General features: G+C 36.6%; 18 protein-coding genes and 1 other RNA gene. 12 read left to right on the top strand and 7 right to left on the bottom strand.

Features of this window, described 5'->3' with window-relative positions:
- Positions 1–157: 157 nt before the first annotated feature.
- The 6 genes from lpdA to ABN080_RS10030 all read left to right on the top strand — a co-directional run bounded on the left by lpdA (position 158) and on the right by ABN080_RS10030 (position 8079).
- A complete protein-coding gene (lpdA, locus tag ABN080_RS10055; protein ID WP_072063363.1) occupies positions 158–1585 on the top strand; it encodes a dihydrolipoyl dehydrogenase in 1428 nt (475 codons plus the stop codon).
- A gap of 515 nt (positions 1586–2100) precedes the next feature.
- Complete coding sequence (gene acnB / locus ABN080_RS10050; protein WP_349440939.1) at positions 2101–4698, top strand: bifunctional aconitate hydratase 2/2-methylisocitrate dehydratase; 2598 nt, start codon at positions 2101–2103, stop codon at positions 4696–4698.
- 135 nt (positions 4699–4833) lie between these two features.
- Positions 4834–5205: a YacL family protein gene (locus tag ABN080_RS10045; protein WP_196554023.1), complete on the top strand. Its 372-nt coding sequence runs from the start codon at positions 4834–4836 to the stop codon at positions 5203–5205.
- 92 nt (positions 5206–5297) lie between these two features.
- A complete protein-coding gene (gene mscS / locus ABN080_RS10040; protein WP_072069244.1) occupies positions 5298–6158 on the top strand; it encodes a small-conductance mechanosensitive channel MscS in 861 nt (286 codons plus the stop codon).
- 475 nt (positions 6159–6633) lie between these two features.
- Entirely contained in the window at positions 6634–7257 is a 624-nt protein-coding gene (argO, locus tag ABN080_RS10035; protein ID WP_196554025.1) for an arginine exporter ArgO, read from the top strand.
- A gap of 87 nt (positions 7258–7344) precedes the next feature.
- Positions 7345–8079, top strand: coding sequence for an oxidative stress defense protein (locus tag ABN080_RS10030; RefSeq protein ID WP_072069241.1), 735 nt, complete (start codon positions 7345–7347; stop codon positions 8077–8079).
- A 74-nt stretch (positions 8080–8153) separates the two neighbouring features.
- Here the strand turns inward: ABN080_RS10030 and ABN080_RS10025 are convergent, their stop codons facing one another.
- The gene (locus ABN080_RS10025; RefSeq protein WP_072069240.1) at positions 8154–9053 is read right to left on the bottom strand and encodes a LysR family transcriptional regulator ArgP; all 900 of its coding nucleotides are present in this window, start codon (positions 9051–9053) and stop codon (positions 8154–8156) included.
- Between the two features lie 161 nt (positions 9054–9214).
- Here ABN080_RS10025 and rpiA point away from each other — a divergent pair, with 161 nt between their 5' ends.
- Together rpiA and serA are read left to right on the top strand one after the other, a co-directional pair.
- A complete protein-coding gene (gene rpiA, locus ABN080_RS10020; protein WP_072069239.1) occupies positions 9215–9871 on the top strand; it encodes a ribose-5-phosphate isomerase RpiA in 657 nt (218 codons plus the stop codon).
- A 272-nt stretch (positions 9872–10143) separates the two neighbouring features.
- The gene (gene serA / locus ABN080_RS10015; protein WP_072069238.1) at positions 10144–11394 is read left to right on the top strand and encodes a phosphoglycerate dehydrogenase; all 1251 of its coding nucleotides are present in this window, start codon (positions 10144–10146) and stop codon (positions 11392–11394) included.
- 71 nt (positions 11395–11465) lie between these two features.
- On the opposite strand, the gene ABN080_RS10010 is transcribed toward serA, so the two are convergent.
- From ABN080_RS10010 to zapA, 6 genes are all read right to left on the bottom strand, one after another.
- Entirely contained in the window at positions 11466–13559 is a 2094-nt protein-coding gene (locus tag ABN080_RS10010; RefSeq protein ID WP_349440938.1) for a type I secretion system permease/ATPase, read from the bottom strand.
- Between the two features lie 45 nt (positions 13560–13604).
- Complete coding sequence (locus tag ABN080_RS10005) at positions 13605–14966, bottom strand: HlyD family type I secretion periplasmic adaptor subunit (RefSeq protein WP_349440937.1); 1362 nt, start codon at positions 14964–14966, stop codon at positions 13605–13607.
- A 2-nt stretch (positions 14967–14968) separates the two neighbouring features.
- Positions 14969–17029, bottom strand: coding sequence for a peptidase domain-containing ABC transporter (locus ABN080_RS10000; protein WP_349440936.1), 2061 nt, complete (start codon positions 17027–17029; stop codon positions 14969–14971).
- 122 nt (positions 17030–17151) lie between these two features.
- Entirely contained in the window at positions 17152–17745 is a 594-nt protein-coding gene (locus ABN080_RS09995) for a 5-formyltetrahydrofolate cyclo-ligase (protein ID WP_349440935.1), read from the bottom strand.
- Between the two features lie 172 nt (positions 17746–17917).
- A non-coding RNA gene (gene ssrS / locus ABN080_RS09990) (6S RNA) lies at positions 17918–18101 on the bottom strand.
- A 110-nt stretch (positions 18102–18211) separates the two neighbouring features.
- Positions 18212–18541: a cell division protein ZapA gene (gene zapA, locus ABN080_RS09985; RefSeq protein WP_036934918.1), complete on the bottom strand. Its 330-nt coding sequence runs from the start codon at positions 18539–18541 to the stop codon at positions 18212–18214.
- A 176-nt stretch (positions 18542–18717) separates the two neighbouring features.
- Here zapA and ABN080_RS09980 point away from each other — a divergent pair, with 176 nt between their 5' ends.
- From ABN080_RS09980 to ubiI, 4 genes are all read left to right on the top strand, one after another.
- Positions 18718–19296: a YecA/YgfB family protein gene (locus tag ABN080_RS09980; RefSeq protein WP_072069235.1), complete on the top strand. Its 579-nt coding sequence runs from the start codon at positions 18718–18720 to the stop codon at positions 19294–19296.
- Between the two features lie 51 nt (positions 19297–19347).
- Positions 19348–20658, top strand: a complete 1311-nt coding sequence (gene pepP / locus ABN080_RS09975; protein WP_109407432.1) for a Xaa-Pro aminopeptidase — start codon at positions 19348–19350, stop codon at positions 20656–20658.
- Between the two features lie 13 nt (positions 20659–20671).
- Positions 20672–21844 (top strand): 2-octaprenyl-6-methoxyphenyl hydroxylase, encoded by a 1173-nt coding sequence (gene ubiH, locus ABN080_RS09970; protein ID WP_349440934.1) that lies wholly within the window; start codon positions 20672–20674, stop codon positions 21842–21844.
- 200 nt (positions 21845–22044) lie between these two features.
- Entirely contained in the window at positions 22045–23280 is a 1236-nt protein-coding gene (gene ubiI / locus ABN080_RS09965) for an FAD-dependent 2-octaprenylphenol hydroxylase (RefSeq protein WP_349440933.1), read from the top strand.
- The last annotated feature ends 392 nt before the right edge of the window (positions 23281–23672 follow it).

Genomic DNA, 23672 nt, shown 5'->3' with positions numbered 1-23672 from the left:
TGGATTTTACAGTCATACATCTTAGGTTGTGAGATCCGTCATGTTAGAGCGCTTTTCAGTTTATTAACATTTCTGTAAACTGCATGCGGTATGTAAGTCTCGGTGTTAAATATGGATTTTCGTCTGACTCGCCGGACAAATAAATAATGAGGTCACGATGAGTACTGAAATTAAAGCACAGGTAGTGGTTCTCGGTGCAGGCCCTGCGGGTTATTCCGCGGCGTTCCGTTGCGCTGACTTAGGTTTAGAAACAGTTTTAGTTGAACGTCACTCTACATTAGGTGGTGTTTGTCTGAACGTGGGTTGTATCCCTTCTAAAGCGTTACTCCACGTTGCTAAAGTTATCGAAGAAGCGAAAGCATTATCTGAACACGGTGTTGTTTTTGATGCACCAAAAACAGATATCGACAAAATTCGCATCTGGAAAGACAAAGTTATTTCTCAATTAACCGGTGGCTTAGCGGGCATGGCTAAAGGCCGTAAAGTGACTGTTGTTAATGGCGAAGCACGATTCACTGGTTCTCACACATTGTCTGTTGAAGGTGGTGAAGGTACAACTACCATCACTTTTGAAAATGCAATCGTTGCTGCCGGCTCACGTCCAATCGAATTACCATTTATTCCACATGAAGACCCACGAGTATGGGATTCAACAGATGCACTGCAACTGAAAACCGTACCAGAGCGTTTACTGGTTATGGGTGGCGGTATCATCGGTCTGGAAATGGGAACGGTTTATCATTCTCTGGGTTCTCAGATTGACGTGGTTGAAATGTTTGATCAGGTTATTCCTGCTGCTGACAAAGACGTGGTTAAAGTATTTACCAAACGTATCAGCAAGAAATTTAACCTGATGCTAGAAACCAAAGTTACTGCGGTTGAAGCAAAAGAAGATGGCATCTACGTAACGATGGAAGGCAAAAAAGCCCCAGCAGAACCACAACGTTACGATGCAGTATTAGTTGCTATCGGTCGTGTGCCTAACGGTAAATTACTAGACGCAGGTAAAGCGGGCATCGAAGTTGATGATCGTGGCTTTATCCATGTTGACAAACAAATGCGCACTAATGTACCTCACATCTTTGCTATTGGAGACATTGTTGGTCAACCAATGCTGGCTCATAAAGGTGTTCATGAAGGTCATGTTGCAGCAGAAGTTATTTCTGGTAAAAAACATTACTTCGATCCTAAAGTTATCCCATCAATCGCTTATACTGAACCAGAAGTTGCATGGGTTGGTATGACAGAAAAAGAAGCGAAAGAGAAAGGCGTTAGCTATGAAGTGGCTTCTTTCCCATGGGCTGCATCAGGCCGTGCAATCGCATCAGATTGTGCTGATGGTATGACTAAACTGATTTTCGACAAAGAAACTAACCGTGTTATCGGTGGTGCAATTGTTGGTTCTAACGGTGGTGAACTGTTAGGTGAAATTGGTCTGGCAATCGAAATGGGTTGTGATGCTGAAGATATCGCATTAACTATCCACGCTCACCCAACGTTATACGAATCAATTGGTATGGCTGCGGAAGTATTTGAAGGTAGCATCACTGACCTGCCAAATCCAAAAGCGAAAAAGAAAAAATAAGCGACTTTTTTACTGGAAACAGTTTTGCTGAAAATAGCTTTACTGAAAGCAGTTTACTAAAGTAGTTTAAATGATAAGGGCTAAGTTCTTTATGGAACTTGGCTCTTTTTTTATATTTTTTATTGAAAAGCTGATTGTCTTCTTTCGTGTGATGCGGGTTATTTAGTGTGAATGATGTTTATTTGACCGTAAATTTCACTTTAGTGCTAATTCGGGTGTAAAAAAAACTATAAAAAGTGTGGTTATTAACCAAAATCTTGGTTAAAAGTCTCTGTTATATATTTTGTTTAAGTGTTTTAATCTGAATAAGTGGATATTTGAATCTGATTAATGTTACTTTTATGTGAACGAATTAACATCGTGTTGAAGATTTGCTATGCTGATAGCCCTTAGCTGGGCATAATTTCACAACCTCTTATATTTTATGCGAGCAAAAGATCCTCTGACCTGGCACCTTATTAACAAGGTGCAGACAGCCGGGTTATACAAAATGACAAAGAAGCGAGGAGACAGTCGTGCTAGAAGAATACCGTAAGCACGTAGCAGAGCGTGCAGCTGAAGGTGTCGTTCCAAAACCTCTCGATGCCACACAAACAGCCGCACTTGTTGAGCTATTAAAAAATCCCCCTAAAGGTGAAGAAGAATTTCTTCTTGATTTAATTGTTAACCGTGTTCCACCCGGAGTTGATGAAGCTGCCTATGTTAAGGCGGGTTTTTTAACTGCCCTCGCGAAAGGCGAAACCACATCACCCCTTATCTCGCCAGAAAAAGCCGTTGAATTATTAGGTACCATGCAAGGTGGCTATAATATTCATGCTTTAATTGAATCTCTGGATAACAATAAATTAGCCCCAATTGCAGCTAAAGCGCTTTCACATACCTTATTGATGTTTGATAACTTCTATGATGTTGAAGAAAAAGCCAAAGCAGGCAATGAGTATGCTAAACAAATTATGCAATCTTGGGCTGATGCAACGTGGTTTACTGAACGTCCAGAATTAGCAGAAAAAATAACTGTTACCGTATTTAAAGTCACTGGTGAAACTAATACCGATGACTTATCTCCAGCACCAGATGCTTGGTCTCGCCCAGATATTCCATTACATGCTTTAGCCATGTTAAAAAATGCGCGCGAAGGGATTGAACCTGATCAGCCGGGTAGTGTGGGTCCTATTAAACAAATTGAAGCATTAAATAAAAAAGGCTTTCCACTAGCTTATGTTGGTGACGTTGTAGGGACGGGGTCTTCTCGTAAATCAGCGACAAACTCCGTACTTTGGTTTATGGGAGATGATATCCCATTCGTTCCTAATAAACGCGGTGGTGGCGTTGTTCTCGGTGGTAAAATTGCACCTATCTTCTTTAACACTATGGAAGATGCAGGGGCATTGCCTATCGAAGTTGATGTTTCTAAATTAAATATGGGTGATGTTATTGATATTTACCCATATAAAGGTGAAATTCGTAACCATGAAACGAATGAGTTACTAGAAACCTTTGAGCTGAAAACAGAAGTATTAATTGATGAAGTTCGTGCTGGTGGTCGTATTCCATTGATCATTGGTCGTGGGTTAACGTCAAAAGCACGTGAATCACTAGGCTTACCAGTTAGCACACTATTCCGTCATGCTAAACCTGTTAAAGAAAGTAACCGCGGTTTCTCACTAGCTCAGAAAATGGTAGGCCGTGCTTGTGGCCGTACAGGTATTCGCCCTGGCGAATATTGTGAGCCAAAAATGACCTCTGTCGGTTCACAAGATACAACGGGTCCCATGACACGTGATGAGTTAAAAGACTTAGCTTGCCTTGGTTTCTCTGCTGATTTAGTGATGCAATCATTCTGCCATACTGCAGCTTATCCAAAACCGGTAGACGTTACAACACATCATACTTTGCCTGACTTTATCATGAACCGTGGTGGTGTTTCACTGCGTCCGGGCGATGGTATTATCCACTCATGGTTAAACCGTATGTTATTACCTGATACTGTTGGTACAGGTGGTGACTCGCATACTCGTTTTCCTATTGGTATCTCATTCCCAGCAGGTTCTGGCCTAGTGGCTTTTGCTGCTGCAACTGGGGTTATGCCATTAGATATGCCAGAATCTGTTCTGGTACGTTTTAAAGGCGAAATGCAACCGGGTGTGACACTGCGTGATTTAGTTCATGCTATTCCTTATTACGCGATCCAAGATGGTTTACTGACAGTTGAGAAAAAAGGTAAGAAGAACATTTTCTCTGGTCGTATTCTTGAGATTGAAGGTTTACCAGAACTAAAAGTAGAACAAGCATTTGAGCTTGCTGATGCATCAGCAGAACGTTCAGCGGCAGGTTGTACCATTAAACTGGATAAAGCGCCTATCATTGAGTACCTGCAATCTAACATCATCTTATTGAAATGGATGATATCTGAAGGTTATGGCGATCGTCGTACTATTGAGCGTCGTATTACTTCAATGGAAAATTGGCTGAGAGATCCGCAATTACTTGAAGCGGATGCTGATGCCGAATATGCCGCAGTGATCGAAATTGATTTAAATGAGATCAAAGAGCCAATTCTATGTGCCCCTAACGATCCAGATGATGCTCGCCTGTTATCTGAAGTAGCAAACAGCAAAATTGATGAAGTATTCATTGGTTCTTGCATGACTAACATTGGGCACTTCCGTGCAGCGGGTAAACTGCTTGATCAACATAAAGGTCAATTACCAACACGTTTATGGGTTGCTCCACCAACAAAAATGGATGCTGCACAATTAACGGAAGAGGGCTATTATAGCGTCTTTGGTAAGAGTGGAGCACGTATCGAAGTACCTGGTTGTTCACTATGTATGGGGAACCAAGCGCGTGTTGCTGATGGTGCAACTGTTGTTTCAACCTCGACACGAAACTTCCCCAACCGTTTAGGTACAGGTGCAAATGTGTATCTTGCTTCAGCAGAACTTGCGGCAGTTGCTTCATTATTAGGTCGTTTACCTGAACCACAAGAGTATCTCGATTTTATGAATAAAGTCGATGAAACTGCAGAAGATACTTATCGCTATCTGAACTTTGATCAACTTACCCAATATACAGATAAAGCAGACCAAGTTATTTTCCAAACAACGGTATAACGATTAATTTATTGCTTTAAACGTATTTAATATGAACAAACGGGAGGCTAATGCCTCCCGTTTTTTGTTATTTTTGTCATAATAAGAATAAGGTATTTTTATTAAAAAGCGAAAGCTTAATAAGGGGCGTACACCATGGATTATGAATTTCAGCGAGATCTTACTGGCGGTATACTAGCCCGATTTTCGATGGATCATGAAGCAATAGGTTATTGGTTGAATGATGAAATTCAGGGCGATATTAATCTTATAGACCAAATTCTTGAAGAAATGGAAGGCATTAAAGGTAGCGAAAGACAATGGGAACTCATCGGTAAAGAATATAGCCTTTCGATTGATGATGAAGAAGTGATGGTCAGAGCGAATACACTCCATTTTGAAACAGATGAAATGGAAGAGGGCATGAGCTATTACGATAACGAAAGCATTGCTTTTTGTGGTTTAGACGATTTTGCTACCATGCTACAGAAATATCGGTTATTTATTCTGGAAAATAGAAGAAATTAACAATTCCTATTTATTTATGAAATAAATATGCCACAATATACTATTGAACAGCTATTCTTCTTATTACATTTTTAAGTCTTAAAGGTGGTCTAATGAATGAATTACCCGCGAGTTTAGATGAAGCAACAGGTTGGTTTGTTGCGAATCAAGATCTCTTTATTCAATATGCTGTGAATATTGTTGCCGCATTTTTGATCCTATTTATTGGTCTTTTTGTCGCAAAAATGATCGGTAAAGGTGTGGCAAGAGTTCTTACATTGCGCCATATTGATGCTACTGTTGTGACATTTTTATCTGTTTTAGTTCGTTATACTGTTGTTGCTTTTACCTTAATTGCTGTATTAGGACGATTAGGCGTACAAACAGCCTCTGTTATCGCAGTATTAGGTGCTGCAGGTTTAGCAGTAGGCTTAGCATTACAAGGTTCTCTGTCTAACTTTGCAGCAGGTGTATTAATTGTTATTTTCCGCCCAATTCGTACTGATGAATATGTGATGATTGGTGCAGTTGAAGGTACGGTGAAAGATGTACAAATTTTCTCAACCACACTGTGTTCAGCGGATGATAGAATTATTGTTATTCCAAATAGCAAAATTATCAGTAGTGAAGTGATCAACTTAAGTCGTGAGCCAAATCGCCGTACACAAATTATTGTTGGTGTGGCTTATGATGCTGATATCGATAAAGTAAAACAAGTATTGGGTGATGTTGTTGCGAAAGACAAACGTATTCAACATGATAAAGGCGTGACTATCCGTTTACATGAAATGGCACCATCTTCATTAAACTTTGTAGTCCGTGTTTGGACAACCAATGGTGATGCATGGCCTGTTTATTGGGATCTAATGGAAGATTTTAAACGTGCATTAGATGCAAACAATATTGGAATTCCATTCCCACAAATGGATGTTTATATGCATCAAACACAAAGTGCGACAGCGAAAGCAGAATAGTCTCACAAGAATAGATGATACAGAGCCACGTTAATAACGTGGCTTTTTTGTATGATGAGAAAGGAAGAAAATGAGATAACACAGATTAGAAAGGGATTGGGTATTAAAGATGGAGATAATCTTAAGGAGTTTCTTTTTTGTTTTTTATTATGTTGAGGGCTATCTTGTTTTCTCTTTGGCTCTATTATTATTGTGGTATTCACATAAAGCAGTTAAAAAACGAACATGTATTATCTTATTTATTACCGCATTAATTGTGGTAATGCCTCATATTGTTATCTGGTCTAATTTTATTTTTATGTTATTAATGAATATGGTTATTTCATCTTATTAATCTTAGTGAGATTTTTATTTTTTCCATATTTTATGATCATTAGTTTTTCTTATTAACAATAAGAATGATTCATTTCCTCTAATATCAAAATCCCTCTATTATTTAGCTAATTCCTAACGAATAATTATTAAGGTATTTTGCATGTTTACAACTTTTATTCAGGGTTTTTTATTAAGTGCAGCTATGATTTTACCGATAGGTGCACAGAATGCTTTTGTTTTACAGCAAGGGAGTAAAAAACAATTTCATTTAATGAGTGCATTTTTATGCGCTTTAAGTGATGTTGTATTGATAACAGCAGGTGTTTTTGGTGGTAGTGCATTACTTAGCCAATCAGAAACGCTTTTATTCTTGATCACATGGGGAGGAGTGGCATTTTTACTTTGGTATGGTTGGAATGCATTTAAAACCGCTTTTTCAAAAGATATTGAATTATCACAAAGTGAAAATCAGGTAAAAAGTCGTTGGCGTGTGATTGTGACATTAATTGCCGTAACTTGGCTTAATCCTCATGTTTATTTAGATACTTTTGTTGTGATAGGTAGTATTGGAGGACAATTAACCTCAGATCTTCGACCTTGGTTTACAATTGGTGCGGTATTTGCCTCTATAAGTTGGTTTTTTGCATTATCACTACTTGCGGCTTGGTTTTCTCCCATATTAAGCAAAACACGCTCTCAACGTATGATTAATTTGTTTGTAGGATGTGTGATGTGGTTTATTGCTGTTCAATTAGCTGCGCAAGGATGGAAAACTCTCTTTTAATCTTAAAGAACTTTACATCATATATGCTAATGTTCTTCTTAGTCCTAAAAACAGGGCATTAAAATTAATCTTGTCAGGGGGTTTTTTGTGAAATTAAGAGCGATTGTATTAGCATCCGTGTTTACGCTGGGATTACCTTCCATTGCACTAGCCGCTTCGGAGCCAGAAGGACCACATATTACAACATCGGGTAATGCGACAATTAAAGCGGCTCCTGATATGGCGACATTAAATATTCAGGTTAATGAAAGAGCAAAAGATGCAGCTCAGGCTAAGAAACTAGTCGATGAGCGTGTTGCAAAATATTTTGCCTTCTTAAAAGAAAATGGTGTTGTGAAGGAAGATATCGACGCCGCCAATATCCGTACTCAACCAAACTATGAGTATGATAAAAAAGCAGAGCGTTCGGTGATTAATGGTTATACAGCAACACGTACTGTGAATGTCAAAATTAAGAAATTAGAACAGCTTAATACGTTACTTGATGGCGCATTAGCTGCGGGTTTAAATGAAATTAATAACGTTGAGTTTGGCGTAAATAATCCAGAACAATACAAAGTAAAAGCACGAGAAGTGGCCATTAAAAATGCTATTGATCAAGCAACTTCTGTTGCAAAAGGTTTTGGTGCAGATTTAGGTGCAGTCTATAGCGTAAGCTATCGTGCGCCAGAGGCGACACCTTATCCAATCGCACAAGTACGTATGGATGCAATGGCATTAAAAGCCCAAGCTCCAGCGGCAGTGCAAGAAACTTATGAACAACAAAGTATCGAATTTAAAGATTATGTGGATGTTGTTTTTGAACTAAAACGCACTAAATAATCATGTTACGGTAAAAATAAAATAGGCTTCTCAGAGAAGCCTATTTTTTGTGTTAAAAGATGATAATAGTCGTGTTACTCTTCACTTTGTTTTAAAACCTTACGGCCAAAATCAATCAGTGCATCTGTCACTTTTCTCATCGTTCTACTTTCTGGTGCAAAACGGTGCCAATAAAGCATACGTCGCTGGCAAAGTCCCGGAGTTAAATCAACCAACTCTCCACTCTTTAACTCATTAGCAATTTGTAGATGAGGGATCATGCAACATGTTGAACCTTGTTTTGCTAATTGCACAAATGCTTCAGAAGAATTAACAATATGGCAAGGCACGCTGCCTGGAGATAAACCAAAGTTTTGCTGTAAAAATGCCTGATGCATATCATCAAGATGGTCAAATGCAACTGCAGGGGCTTTTAATAACGACGACTTAGTGACGCCATTTGCAAAATAACGCTGAGCAAAATCAGGAGAGGCTACAAATAGATAATCAAGAGCGCCTAATTGATCAACAAGGCAACTTGGTAATGCTTGTGGCTGAATACTGATTGCACCAACTACTTCGCCTCGTCTTAAGCGTTCTTGTGTTCGCGTTTCATCTTCAACTTGTATATTAAGCCGAATAGGCAGTTGTGTTAAAACTGGATGCAAAGCAGGTAATAACCACGTTGCCAAACTATCAGCATTTACCGCCAAAGAGAGTAAAAGCGGTGTGGAGCCACTATTTTCATCACCTAACCATTGTTCTTCAAGTAATTCTACTTGATGCAATAATGCCAATAGTTTTTGCCCTTGCTCTGTGGGTTGAGGGGGAACAGTACGCACTAATAGTGGTTGGCCGAATAAGTTTTCTAATTGTTTAATACGCTGTGAAACGGCAGATTGTGTAATACATAACTTTTGTGCTGCTCTTTCAAAACCACGTTCGCGAATGACGGCATCAAGGGCTTGTAATGCTCGATAATCAGGGCGTTTCATTAACAGACTCTCTTTGATTTTATATTCTGTTGCTTACTATGCCATATTTTTTGTTGTAATGAGTTAAAATGTTGCTTCTCAGTTTTTGATGTGTCTCGTGCTAGTTTTGAATGCAATATGCTATTCTTAGTCCATTAACGTGATAAATAAGGTTTTTTTAAATGACTCAGGATGAATTGAAAAAAGCAGTAGGTTGGGCGGCGCTTGAATATGTAAAACCCGGTACTATCGTGGGAGTTGGAACAGGTTCCACAGCTTCTCATTTTATTGACGCATTAGCGACAATGAAAGGTCAAATTGAAGGTACGGTTTCAAGTTCAGAAGCATCAACAGCAAAACTAAAAAGTTACGGCATTCCTGTTTTTGACTGCAATGAGGTCGATTCTTTAGATATCTATGTTGATGGTGCTGATGAAATCAACCACCAGATGCAAATGATCAAAGGTGGCGGTGCTGCATTAACGCGAGAAAAAATTATTGCAGGTGTGGCAAAAACATTTATCTGTATTGTTGATGAATCTAAACAAGTCGATGTATTAGGTAAATTCCCACTGCCTGTTGAAGTTATTCCGATGGCGCGCTCTTATGTAGCTCGTGAATTAGTTAAATTGGGTGGCTTGCCTGAATATCGTGAGAACGTGGTAACAGATAATGGAAACGTTATTTTAGACGTTCATAACTTAACAATTCTTAACCCTATTGAACTGGAAAATAAAATTAACAGTATTCCTGGTGTAGTTACAGTAGGATTATTTGCTAATCGTGGTGCAAATGTTGTTTTAATGGGAACGTCTGAAGGCGTTAAAACGATTAAGTAAGATGACTAAAAAGAGGTGGCTATGGCGACCTCTTTTTAAAATTATTTTAGAAACTGCAAATTCAGTGATATATATCACACCATAGTTATATCTCTCTTTAAAATCCTGCCTTTTTCAAAGTCAAAATCATTTTACTCGGTAGAAAATCGCTTTCTTTATTGCTTATTCTGTCATCACTGCAATCGGTTGTATTGCCACAAACTCTATTTTTGTTATGTTGTTGAGACAGGATTTTGTTTTTCATTAAATGTAACAACGATAGGGCTGGGTAAATGGTCAAAGTATCTTTGGAAAAAGAAAAGATAAAGTTTCTACTCCTTGAAGGTGTGCACCAAAGTGCAGTAGAAAATTTAAGAGCGGCGGGTTATACCAATATTGAATATCACAAAGGTGCGTTATCGGACGAAGAATTAAAAGAAGCTATCCGTGATGCACGTTTTGTTGGTCTTCGTTCCCGCACTCATTTAACAGAAGAAATTTTTGCAGCCGCTGAAAAATTAGTTGCTGTAGGATGCTTCTGTATTGGGACCAATCAGGTTGATTTAGATGCGGCCTCTCGTCGCGGTATCCCTGTTTTCAATGCGCCTTTCTCAAACACTCGTTCCGTGGCTGAGATGGTGCTAGGTGAATTACTGTTATTACTGCGCCGTATTCCGGAAGCAAACGCGAAAGCCCATCGTGGTGTTTGGGATAAGCAAGCTAAAGGCTGTTTTGAAGCGCGTGGTAAAAAACTGGGTATTATTGGTTATGGTCATATTGGTACACAGTTAGGTATTTTGGCTGAAAGCGTGGGTTTAGATGTTTATTTCTATGATATTGAAAACAAACTGCCACTGGGTAATGCAACACAAATTCGTCATCTGTCTGAACTATTGAATATGTGTGATATTGTCAGCTTACATGTACCAGAAACACCATCAACAAAGAATATGATCGGTCATGAAGAAATTCAGCGCATGAAACCAGGTTCAATTCTTATCAATGCCTCTCGCGGTACTGTGGTTGATATTCCTGCATTAGCACAAGCGTTAGAATCAAAACATTTATCTGGTGCTGCCGTTGACGTGTTCCCATCAGAGCCTGGTGCAAATAACGATCCTAACGATCCGTTTGTCTCTGAACTTATTAAATTCGATAATGTGATATTAACGCCACATATCGGTGGTTCAACACAAGAAGCGCAAGAAAATATTGGTTATGAAGTTGCAGGTAAATTAGCTAAATATTCAGATAATGGCTCAACGCTATCTGCGGTTAACTTCCCTGAAGTTTCATTACCAAGCCACGGCGATGATGTAAACCGTTTACTGCATATTCATGAAAACCGCCCTGGTATGATGAATAGTATCAATAATGTGTTTACTGAACAAAACATCAACGTGGCAGCTCAATTCCTGCGAACTTCAGGCAATGTAGGTTATGTTGTGATTGATATTACAACTCAAACTAAGGCTCAAGCAGAGTTAGTCTTGCAACAAATCAAAGCATTACCAGGTACTATTCGTGCTCGTATGCTGTACTAATTATTGATGTAATTATCAGTAATATATTAAAGGCTCGGTATTTCGAGCCTTTTTTGTTTCTTTAAACATTATTATTGAACTTGCTGTTTCCATAATTGGTAATAAAGCGCTCTATTTTCAAGCAAATCCGAATGAGTTCCTTCTTCCAATACTCGTCCTTTATCTATGACATAAATATAATCCGTATACACTAATGTATTGAGACGGTGTGCAATGCTAATTACGGTTCTATTTTTACAAATCTGAGGTAAACTTGCCAAAACTTGTGCTTCAGAGATGTAATCTAATGCTGATGTGGCTTCATCTAAAATAAGAATACGTGGATTTGTTAATAAAGCTCTTGCCAGTGCAATACGTTGGCGTTGGCCTCCTGATAAGTTAGTCCCTCTCTCTCCGACTTGAGTGTTAAATCCCAAAGGAAGTTGCTCAATAAACTCTAGAGCACCTGCAAGTTGGCATGCTTCTATTAATTCTTTTTCACTTGCATTGGGTTTTGATAAACGAATATTTTCGACAATAGAACCACTAAATAAAAAACTTTCTTGTAGAACAATGCTAATACTTTGGCGTAATGAGAGAGGATCGGCGATAGCCAAATCCATGCCATCAATATAAATTTGTCCTTGTTGAGGAGTATAGAGACGTTGAATTAAACGCGTAACGGTACTTTTTCCTGAGCCAGAGCGACCTGTAATACCAATAAATTGGCCAGCAGGAATAGAGAACGAGAGTGATTCAATAACATCTGGCGTATGGTAGGTATAACGAAAATAGACATTTGAAAAATCAATACGACCTATGATTTTGGGCACTGTTACTAATCCATTATATTGGTGTTCTGTCGGTGTATTTAAAATCTCACCAATACGACGTAGAGAAATCGTTGCTTGTTGAAAATCTTGCCAGCATTGCGCTAAACGTAAAATAGGCTGTGTGATATGTGCAGTAAAGAGATTAAATGCAATAAGTTCACCCACTGTTATTTGTGTATTAATAATTAAATTAACACCTTGCCACAAAATAATCGCTGTTGTGATTTTATGAATGATAAATATAAGTTGTTGAGCTAATAAATTTTTTTTAGTTGCTGAAAATCGTTTGTTAATCTGATCGGCAATTTTATATTGCCATTTATCGATAAAAAGATTTTCTGTTGCTGTAATTTTTATGGTTTCAATACCAGTAATTGTTTCGGTTAATAAACTGGTAGTATCAGCATTAGCTTGATATTCCTGCTCAACCCAATAACGAATAATAGGGCCAAGGATCAGCCAAAGTGTAAAATAAAGAACTAATGCACCTAACGTTATCCAAGTTAGTGGTACAGAATAAGTAAACATCACAGAAATAAATACAATAATAAAAATGAGGTCGAGCACTAACATCAATGCGGAACCAGTAATAAATTGACGAATATGTGAAAGCTCTTGAATACGGGCAATTATTTGGCCTGATTGTTGCTGGTTAAAAAAAGAACTCGGTAAGCGAATAAGATGTTGATAAATTTTACCTGAAAAATCAGCACTAAATTGGCAAGAAATAAATGTATACAATTTGTCTCGTAGAAAAAGATAAACAGGTTCAGTGATTGCAATTAAGAGTAATAAATAACCTAATAAATGTAAGTTTGATAAATTTCTTCCAGTTAATACCTTATCGATTAATGTCTCAAAAATTAAAGGATTCACTAATGCGAAGAGTTGGCTACAACTTGATAAAATAAAAACTAGTAAGAGTGATTTTTTTTGTTTTAAAATAGAAGAAAAAAACCAATTAATATTAAATTTATTACGCAATGATATGTGTTTTTTATTGGTTATGAATACTGTACTTAATTTTTGTTTTTTATTTATTTTATACTCTATGGTGATATTTCTTTTAATATCAAATATTATTAAATATTCTTCTTTTTTTTCTTTTAAAACATACCATTGATTGTTTATTTCAATAAGAGTATCAATAAGGTGATATTTTTTATCCTCATAATCAAAAATATCGAATTTACATTTTAAATTAAGTAATTGAGCAGCTTCTATAACATTCCATTTATTAAATGAATTATCCTTTCCAAGAAAGTGAAAAATATTCTCACTTTTTATATTTCCATTATTTTTTTTAGAAAAATAAATTAATCCATCAATAATGGAGTAATTGTATTTTTTCATTTTTATAATATTATTTATATATTTCATGAGATTAAATACCCGATCTTATTTTTCAGTCAGTGCGTTATGTCGATAAACTTCTATTGGGCTTAAAACATAATCAATAACACGGCGTTTATCCGTAATTATCTCGGCGACTAAAGACATTCCTGGGGTAAGCTGATAGTACTGATTATTCTTTTCAATGGCTTGTTTATTTAATCTAATTGTAGCAGGGTAAACTAAACCTAATTGTTCATGTTGAACAGAATCTTTAGCGATATTAATAATTTCACCTTCAATTGTGCCGTAACGAGTATAAGGAAAGGCATCTATTTTTATCATTGCTTTTTGCCCTATGTGAATAAAACCGATATCTCTATTGAGAAGATTAACCTCTGCAAAATTCTCTTGGTGTTCGGGAACTATCGTCATGACACTTTGTGAAGGTTGCAATACACTGCCGAGTGTATAAATAGAAATTTGTTGTACTGTTCCTGTGATGGGTGAACGTACGATTTTGAGTTGCTGTCGCTTTTGGAGGTGATTAAAATTTTGAGTATAAATTAATAACTCGCTTTCATATTTTTTATACTTATCATGCCATTCTAGTTTTTTTTGTTTTTCTAATTGGTTTAAGTTTTCATATAATTGTTTTTCTTGGTTTTTAATAATATGAAATTCTGAATTTTTTATTATTATTGAACGATTTATTTCTAATAGCTCTTTTTCACTTTCAAGATATTCCATTTTGCTAATTATTTTTTTATTAAAAAGATCTTCTTTAATAATAAATCGTTGCTTTATATTGTTTTGTATCTTTTTTAAAGACAGTAGATCATTGTAAGTTAGTGTTTGATTTTTACTATTTACTTCAATTTCGGTTTCTAATACATTTATGTTGCTATCGAATTCATCTTTTTCTTTCTGATAACCTAACAAGATTGATTTTTTTGTTTTATTATCTAATTTATTAAAATGATAAAGATTTTTAGGTGATACTTCTTGGCTCAAGGCTTGATAGCGAATTTTAAGTAATAGTAGATCCTCCCTTTTTTTTCTTATTCCTTTAATTTCTTCATCAACACCCAATATATCAAGTGTCAATAAAGCATCACCTTGATTAACTTTTTGCCCATCTTTTACATGAAGAATAGCCAATCGGCTAGGTTCATGTATTTGAATTATTTGGGAGCGACCAGTAACTACAAGTTTACCCGTTGCAGGGGATTGCACATCTAACTTCCCAAAATAAACCCATAAAATAAAAGCCACAATACTGAGTGTAATGGTAGAAGCAATGTAACGGCTATAAGGGGTTAATGGTTTTTCTATAAGGGCTATATGATTAGGATAAAAATCATAGTGGAACGGCTTTTTATTAAGTCGAAAGACAGTCAATAATAAGTGTTTTATATTTAATTTCATGCTCAACATCCTTGCTGAATTTGCCAAAGTTTTTTGTAATCACCGTTATTTTTAATTAAAGCTTCGTGTTTCCCTTCCTCCACAATTTGCCCCTTATTTAACACAATAATACGATGACAATCTCGTATTGTTGACAGACGATGGGCAATGATAATTACGGTTTTATTTTTTGTGATAAGTGGAAGATTATTTTGAATAATTGCTTGAGAATCATCATCTAAAGCGCTGGTGGCTTCATCAAAAATCAAAATCTTAGGTGACGTTAATAAAGCTCTAGCAATAGCAATACGTTGACGTTGCCCTCCTGATAAGGAGGTTCCTCCTTCAGTGATCAAGGTGTCATATCCTAACGGTAATTTTAAGATAAACTCATGTGCGCCTGCGATTTTTGCAACATCAATAACCTCTTCTAAAGAAGCTTGTGGGTGCATTAGTTTAATATTGTCAAAGATCGTTAAGTGAAATAAAAAATTTTCTTGTAGTACGAAACCAATTTGTTGGCGTACATACTTTAAATGAAGTTGTGATAGTGGAATATTATCAAATTTTATACAGCCTGATTGTGGTATATACAGGCCCGAGATTAGACGTGCCAAGGTACTTTTCCCCGAGCCTGAAGTTCCTACAATGCCAATAACTTCATGTTTTTTTATCTGTAATGAAATATTACGTAAAATAAGCGGTGTATTATTTTGATAACAGAAACTTACGTTATCAAACGTAATGTCTCCTTGAAGTTTGGTGTTTGATCCTTTGATATTTTGCTCATTAGGTAGATTAAGAATATCTTGTAAATTATAAATGGCTGTTTTTGTTCTGATGTATTTTCCCCAAATATCAATAGCGATTGCTAAAGGTTGTAGGCAATATCCTAGTAGCATAATAAAGGCAATCAGTTGACCAATTGTCATTGAGTGTGAAATCACTTCATAAGCACCTAGCCATAGCAGTAATGCTGTTGTTGTTTTATTGATAAATAGCACAATGAAGCGGGAGAGAGAGTCTATACCCTGAAGTGTTAAATTTTTATAGGTAAGCTGATGAATTTGTGTATGCCATTGTTGTGTAAATCGAGGCTCCAGAGAAAGGCTTTTAATGGTTTCGATGCCACTTAAACTTTCGGTAAGAAATGCCGTATTGGTCGCCATTTTTTGATAAAGCTGCTGAACGGATAATTCTATCTTTGGGGCAAGTAATTTAGCTAAAATAAAATAAAGGGGAATGGTTGCCATAAAAAAGAATGTTAGCTTTATGGATAAAATTGACATAACAAAGATAAATATGAAGATAAAAGATAAATCTATAAATAACATTAATAACGTATTGGTAATAAAATCTCTAATAATATCTAACTCTTTTACTCGAGTTACAATGATCCCTGTTTGTCGAGACTTAAAGTAACTTATGGGTAGTTTTAATAAATGGTTAGCCATTTTTAAACTTAAGTTTATATCAATTTTATTTGCGGTATGATGATACATATATTCTCTAATACCTTTCAAAACTCCTTCTGAAATAGCAATAAAAATTAATCCAATCACTAATACATCAAGTGTTGATAATGCTTGATATATAATTACTTTATCCATAATAATTTGTGTAACTAAAGGGCTAGCCAAAGATAATAGTTGTAAGATTAATGAATAGAATAAAATACGATAAAAAATAGCTTTATATCGTATAAATGCAGGAAAAAACCATCTGATATCAAAATGATGCTGTGTCTTAAAATCAAGGTAATAAATATGATTTTTACTTATCTTAATGATTTTATCTTTATTAACTTGCTCTATTTTATTATTTTGATAATTATAAATAAGAAAGTTATTATCACTTTGTTTTAATAATATGAATAAATGTTCATTTTTGTCATAAAAAATAATTTTATGATTAAGTTGTTTTTTAAATATAATTGATGGTTTTATTTTTTTTAATTTAAATTCATATTCTTTTTCTAAGGATTTTATGGTGTGGTTGTTTTTTATTTCTATTTCTTTGTTTTTAGTTAGGTTGATAATAATATTAATGCATTTTATAAGATGAACATCTTTTTCATTTGCCATTTAAATAAAAATACCTTTAGATTGATTTTGGATATAAAAAGGTATTTAAAATTTTTTCTAAAATAAAAAATATAAAAAAACACAGATATTATTCGGTGTTTTAAAATGAGTTGTTCAGAATATTAAAAATTCCATATTTTTTCTGGGGTGATGATCTCAGGTAATGGAACATCCCAATTTGCAATAGGAAGATGTTCAACTTGTTGGCAAGTATGAGCAAGCCCTATTGGATAAAATGATTTTTGTTGCCAATTTTCTAACGTTCTATCGTAAAAACCGCCTCCCATACCTAATCGTTGGCCTTGAGCATCAAAAGCCACTAATGGTGTAAAAATAATATCGATGTCATTTGGAGGAATAACTGCATTTACATTTAAAGGTGGTTCTGAAATCGCAAAGCGATTTTTCACTAAAATAGTGGTTGGTGTATAACGTAAAAAAAGAAGATGATAGCGATGAAAAGGGTGTAAAACGGGCAAGCAAATCTGTTTCTTCATTTCCCATAATTGTGAAATCAAAGGCGATGTATCAATTTCACCATCAAAAGAGAGAAATAAGGCAAGAGTGTGTGAATGTTGAACTTTGGGGTGACTAAGAACGCGTTCACATAATTGATGAGCGGCTTGCTGCTGCTGTTGTGATGTGAGTAAACGCCGTTTTTGGCGAATTGCTTTACGTATCTCATCTCTTTGTTGAAACAGTGACGTCTGAGTCATTCTTCAATCCATCAATCAGTAGTGATTATTAAGTTGGAATTATTATTTTAGTCAATTTATCACACTTTAGAGGTAAGAAAGCGAAGAAGTTGAAGAACTAAGGAATTAGAAGCATAAAAAAAGTTTTAAATATTAGGTATTTATAAAATACTTAGTATTTAAAACTTTAGTAGAGGTCTCCAAGATGCCGCCGTAGGCTGTAACCCTTGAACCCATGGTCCAAGGTGAACATAGTGTTGTTACCATTAGGCTGCCTGAACGAATCAGGTATGCTCACAAGTGACAGATCACCACATTCTATGTGTTTCGAATATCGGCTCAGGGGACTGGCCCACTGGCAAACATCTCAGAGAAATTTGGTGGATGCTGTTAAGCACCTTATCTATGAACTATTGTATTATTTTAATTGTAGAAAGCAACCTATTATCTGTGAATTTCGTGGCGTACGCATGCTTTCTGAACAAATCTACTTCGCAGTTGAAAAAGTGCGATCATGGTGCTTGCCTTGATCGTGTAAAGCTTGTTCAATAGATTGTTGTAGCATTTTTATCTTCTCTTCCATGTTGTAGGCATAGTCTCTAGTTTTTAACTTTTCTTCTGCCAACTCATGACTCATATTTAATGCCACGATAAAAATTAAGTGCTCTGTATTGGAAACACCACTGCGTTCTTTGAGATCTTGTAATCGTTGTTCAAGTTCAGCAGCAGAAGCCAGTAAAGCATCTTTTTGTTCTGGTGGGCAATTGACACGTAATGAGCGCCCAAAAATTTGAAGTTCAACGGGTTGTGCGGACATGATTCCTTCCTGACATAAAATCTGTGCTACGTGTTGAGTAGTGTATACGGTTATAACGCTGTATTAAACGCTATTACTACAAAAATTCCAATGATTAACATGGCTTAACTGGTACAGCGACTTCTATTGATGGTAGCATATCTTGAACTATTCCCCTAAATGCGACGTTTATTCTTATGTCAAAACAAAACACATTACCAAATTATCAATCTATAGATGCTTTATTACAGCAACATACTGTGCCTTTAACGGCAGCTGAAATGCACGGATTGATTACAGGATTTATTTGTGGCGCTGTGCGCGATAGTAGTTGGAAAACCTTATTGCATGATTTAACCAATGAAGGTTTAGCTTTTCCTAAAACATTATCAGACTCACTCGAAGCACTTTATCACATTACTTACGAACAACTTGATGACAGTGTATTTAACTTCTCGATGTTAGTTCCTGACGAATCCGAGTCCGTTTTTCTAAGAGCCGATGCCCTTGCTGGATGGGTTAATCATTTTCTTTTAGGTTTGGGTGTTGCACAACCTAAATTATCTGAGCATAAAGAGTTGACTGAAGTTATCACCGATTTGCGTAATATTGGTGCGCTAGGTTATGAAGAAGATGAAAACCAAGAAGAACTTGAAGATGCGCTAGAAGAAGTCAGCGAATATGTAAAAGTATCTGTTCAACTTTGTTATATCACTTTTGTCGCACCAAAAGACAAAGAAAATAGTGAACAGAATGAGCAACGTATACTACATTAGTTTCATCATTCATTAGATAAACATAAAGATAAACGAAAGACAGGAGTGGGTATGAATAAGCAAGAATTTTTATCCCGTCGTCAGGCATTATTAGCTCAAATGAAGCCTGCGAGTGCAGCTATCTTTTTTGCAGCACCACCAGCGCAACGTAATGCGGATAGTGAGTATCCTTATCGCCAGCATAGTGATTTCCTTTATCTAACTGGTTTCAGCGAGCCTGAGGCCATCCTTGTGCTGATTAAGAGTGATGAAACACATAACCATAGTGTGCTCTTTAATCGCGTAAGAGATTTAACGGCTGAAATCTGGTTTGGTCGTCGCCTTGGACAAGAAGCTGCGCCTGAAAAATTAGGTGTTGATAAGGCACTTCCTTATGAAGATGTTGGTGAGCAACTTTACCAATTATTAAACGGATTAGATGTTGTTTATCATGCTCAAGGCGAATATGCATTTGCTGATGAAATCGTTTTTAATGCATTAGAAACTTTAAGAAAAGGCTCTCGCCGGAATTTAAAAGCACCTCAAACTATTATTGATTGGCGTCCTCTCGTTCATGAGCAACGTTTATTTAAATCTGACTTTGAACTTGAATTACTGCGTAAGGCAGGAAAAATTACAGCGTTAGCACATACTCGAGCGATGCAAAAATGTCAGCCGGGTATGTATGAATATCAGCTTCAAGGTGAAATAGAACATGAGTTTGTTTCTCATGGTGCTCGCTTCCCTTCATATAATAGTATTGTAGGTAGTGGTGAAAATGGTTGTATTCTTCACTATACCGAAAATGAAACCAAAATGCGTGATGGGGATTTAGTACTCATTGATGCAGGCTGTGAATATGAAGGTTATGCAGGTGATATCACCCGTACTTTTCCTGTTAATGGTAAGTTTAGCCGTCAACAACGTGAAATTTATGACATTGTCTTAAAATCCATCAATGTGTCTTTGGAATTGTACAAACCTGGTACAAGCATCAAAGAAGTCACTGAGCATGTCGTGTATATCATGGTCGAAGGATTGGTTAAACTCGGCATTATGCACGGTGAAATCGAACATCTTATTGAAACAAAAGCCTATCAGCGTTTCTTTATGCATAGCCTAAGCCATTGGTTAGGTCTTGATGTTCATGATGTGGGACATTATGGCACAGATCGTGACCGTATTTTAGAACCAGGCATGGTACTGACTATCGAGCCTGGGTTATATATCGCGCCAGATGCCGATGTACCACAAGAGTATCGCGGTATTGGTATTCGTATTGAAGATGATATTGTTATCACTGAAACTGGCAATGAGAACTTAACGGCTTCTGTCGTTAAAGATCCGGATGAAATTGAAGCTCTGATGGCAGGAAAAATTTAAGGCTAAAATCAGTATGAATGTGATTATTGTGGGTGGTGGAATGGCGGGTGCAACATTAGCACTAGCACTTTCTGCATTAAACAAAGGCAATATTTCAATTTCGTTAATTGAAGCAAGAGAGCCTGATAATGGGCATCCTGGATTTGATGCAAGAGCGATTGCATTAGCCCATGGAACAGCAAAGCGGTTGTCGCAAATTGGGCTTTGGTCAATATTAAAACCTTTTGTTACCCCCATTAATCACGTTCATGTCTCAGATAAAGGCCATTGTGGTTTTGTTAATATTCATGCACAAGACTATGATATATCGGCACTGGGTTATGTTATTGAGTTACATGACGCAGGGCGACAACTTTTTGGCAAGCTAAAAAAGCAATCTAATATCACGCTTTATTGCCCAGCTACAGTTGAACAAGTTCAGCGTAATATAGACTGCGTTGAAGTAACGCTTGATAATGGTACGCAATTAACAGGTGATTTACTGATTGCAGCAGATGGTACAAACTCGCCGATAGGCCACCAATGCCATATTCAATGGCAACGTGAGCCTTATCACCAAGTCGCCGTAATTGCTAATGTCAAAACAGAAATAAACCCAGAGGGAAAAGCCTTTGAGCGTTTTACTGAATTTGGCCCATTAGCCATGTTACCGATGAGCGAAGGGCGTAGTTCATTAGTGTGGTGTCACCCGATTGAAAAATGGGATGATATTTCACAGTGGGATGATGAAACAACCATCGCACATTTACAACGTGACTTTGGCTGGCGTTTAGGAAAAATAGAGCATATTGGTAAGCGAAATTGCTATCCTTTAGCGTTACAAAAAGCCAATCAAATTATTAGTCACCGTTTAGCCTTAGTAGGTAATGCATCACAAACACTCCATCCTATTGCAGGACAAGGCTTTAATCTTGGTTTACGTGATGTTATGGCGCTCGCCAATACGCTCACTCAAGCGATTAATACTAATACTGATATTGGTAGTTACCGAGTGCTCTCTAAGTATCAACAACTTCGCCAACAAGATAGAGAAAAAACAATCTCTATTACTGATGGGTTGGTGAAAGTGTTTGCAAATCGTTGTGTGCCACTGGTTGTTTCTCGCAACTTAGGGTTAATGACGATGGAGTTGCTCCCAATGATGAGAGATAAATTGGCGCATCAAACACTGGGCTGGACAGACTAGAGCGTGTTGATTTTTAATGGTCAATTTTCATCCGAATCTATAGGGCTGTTTTTAACGTCTATTTTTATTTTAAGAGGTCATTGTTAATATTAATCAATACCTAAAATAGTAAATAGTTTGCTTTATAAATTTTTTTTGTTGTAAAAACGAGCAGAAAAGAACAGCGCGCTCTAAAAAAACGCTTTTTAGGATATTTTATTATGAAATCATTTGATGTTGTTATTGCTGGTGGTGGAATGGTTGGGCTTGCATTAGCCAGCGGATTACACGGGTGTGGATTACGTATAGCGATAATAGAAAATCACCCAGTAACAAAACATTTTCACCCGCAAGATGATTTTTCATTACGGGTATCCGCTATTAATACTGCCAGTGAAATGTTGCTGAAAAAATTAGGTGTTTGGGAAAGCTTAAATGCTTTACGAGCAACGCCTTACCAAGGTATGGAAGTTTGGGATCAAGATAGTTTTGGTCGTATTGAATTTTCGGCACAAAAAGAAGGATTCAGCCATTTAGGCTCTATTATCGAAAATAACCTCATTCGAGAAGTGCTTTGGCAAAAATGTGAAAGCCACAGTGATATAACCTTCTATTCATCGACACAAATTGAACGTGTTGTTTGGGGGGAAAATGATGCATTTATTACCCTTAATGATGGTGAAATATTGACGGCAAGATTAGTTGTCGGAGCTGATGGTGCTAATTCATGGTTACGCAAACATGCAGATATTCCTCTGACTTTTTGGGATTATGAGCATCATGCATTAGTTGCTACTATTCGTACTGAACAACCCCACGACAATGTTGCTCGCCAAGTCTTTCATGGTGACGGTATTTTAGCATTTCTACCTCTTTCTGATCCTCATACTTGCTCTATTGTTTGGTCTTTATCAGGCCATCTAGCTGAGCGCCACAAAAATGCAGATAAAACCTTATTTGAGCGCACATTAGGTGTGACATTTGATATGCGTTTGGGGCAATGTGAATTAATCAGTGAGCGCATGACAATACCATTAACAGGTCGCTATGCGCGCCAATTTGCAGCGCCCCGTTTAGCGTTATTAGGTGATGCAGCACATACTATCCACCCTTTAGCTGGACAAGGCGTTAACCTTGGTTTTATGGATGTTGCTGAGTTAATTGGTGAGATCCGCCGCTTAAAAGCAGAAGGTAAAGATTTTGGTGAATATCTTTATTTGAGACGATTCGAACGTCGTCGCAAACATGCGGCCGCCGTAATGTTAGCCAGTATGCAGGGATTTCGTGAACTTTTTGCCGGAAAGAACCCTGTCAAAAAATGGGTTCGAGATATCGGCCTTTCGTTAGCGGATAGTTTACCGGGCGTAAAACCTAAGTTACTTGAACAAGCGATGGGTCTTTCTGATTTACCTGAATGGTTAAGTGATAAAAATTTCACTTCAGTTGAAAAAATCTAATTCCTCCCTTATTTCACATTACTTTTATTTATATCTGACTGAAGAAATAGAACTAAAAAAATCTATTTTTTCAGTCTATTCTTTGCACTAATTCCTTTTTTACAGGAATTCCTCGCTAAAAATGAGCGCTGATACGCATAATTGCAATCATTAGTTCTGCATACTCATATCTCTCTATTATGATTGAGAGGCACAATACCCTATTTTAACTTATGGTTTATTTTTTCTGGCAATGCTAAGTTCAAGAGGATGGTATCGTTTGCGTTGTACGTTAATTGCTCGTATTTGTTAAATCCATGTTTAAAAATAAACTTAAACTCGTGATTAATACACTGATTTCTAATCAAGTTTAATTTTATATTTAACAAATTGCGTTCTCTGAATAATCTAAA

The organism is Proteus sp. fly-1089 (assembly GCF_040138965.1).
In the GTDB taxonomy this organism is placed as follows: Bacteria; Pseudomonadota; Gammaproteobacteria; order Enterobacterales; family Enterobacteriaceae; genus Proteus; species Proteus vulgaris_B.
The sequence above is the reverse complement of the archived record's forward strand: the minus strand, read 5'-3'. Positions and strand labels throughout refer to the sequence as shown.

Excerpts from the sequence above, each read along its gene's own strand:
- lpdA (WP_072063363.1), top strand. The coding sequence starts at position 158 with ATGAGTACTGAAATTAAAGCACAGGTAGTGGTTCTCGGTGCAGGCCCT.
- ABN080_RS10045 (WP_196554023.1), top strand. The coding sequence starts at position 4,834 with ATGGATTATGAATTTCAGCGAGATCTTACTGGCGGTATACTAGCCCGA.
- mscS (WP_072069244.1), top strand. The coding sequence starts at position 5,298 with ATGAATGAATTACCCGCGAGTTTAGATGAAGCAACAGGTTGGTTTGTT.
- argO (WP_196554025.1), top strand. The coding sequence starts at position 6,634 with ATGTTTACAACTTTTATTCAGGGTTTTTTATTAAGTGCAGCTATGATT.
- ABN080_RS10025 (WP_072069240.1), bottom strand. The coding sequence starts at position 9,053 with ATGAAACGCCCTGATTATCGAGCATTACAAGCCCTTGATGCCGTCATT.
- rpiA (WP_072069239.1), top strand. The coding sequence starts at position 9,215 with ATGACTCAGGATGAATTGAAAAAAGCAGTAGGTTGGGCGGCGCTTGAA.
- serA (WP_072069238.1), top strand. The coding sequence starts at position 10,144 with ATGGTCAAAGTATCTTTGGAAAAAGAAAAGATAAAGTTTCTACTCCTT.
- ABN080_RS10010 (WP_349440938.1), bottom strand. The coding sequence starts at position 13,559 with ATGAAAAAATACAATTACTCCATTATTGATGGATTAATTTATTTTTCT.
- ABN080_RS10005 (WP_349440937.1), bottom strand. The coding sequence starts at position 14,966 with ATGAAATTAAATATAAAACACTTATTATTGACTGTCTTTCGACTTAAT.
- ABN080_RS10000 (WP_349440936.1), bottom strand. The coding sequence starts at position 17,029 with ATGGCAAATGAAAAAGATGTTCATCTTATAAAATGCATTAATATTATT.
- ABN080_RS09995 (WP_349440935.1), bottom strand. The coding sequence starts at position 17,745 with ATGACTCAGACGTCACTGTTTCAACAAAGAGATGAGATACGTAAAGCA.
- zapA (WP_036934918.1), bottom strand. The coding sequence starts at position 18,541 with ATGTCCGCACAACCCGTTGAACTTCAAATTTTTGGGCGCTCATTACGT.
- ABN080_RS09980 (WP_072069235.1), top strand. The coding sequence starts at position 18,718 with ATGTCAAAACAAAACACATTACCAAATTATCAATCTATAGATGCTTTA.
- pepP (WP_109407432.1), top strand. The coding sequence starts at position 19,348 with ATGAATAAGCAAGAATTTTTATCCCGTCGTCAGGCATTATTAGCTCAA.
- ubiH (WP_349440934.1), top strand. The coding sequence starts at position 20,672 with ATGAATGTGATTATTGTGGGTGGTGGAATGGCGGGTGCAACATTAGCA.
- ubiI (WP_349440933.1), top strand. The coding sequence starts at position 22,045 with ATGAAATCATTTGATGTTGTTATTGCTGGTGGTGGAATGGTTGGGCTT.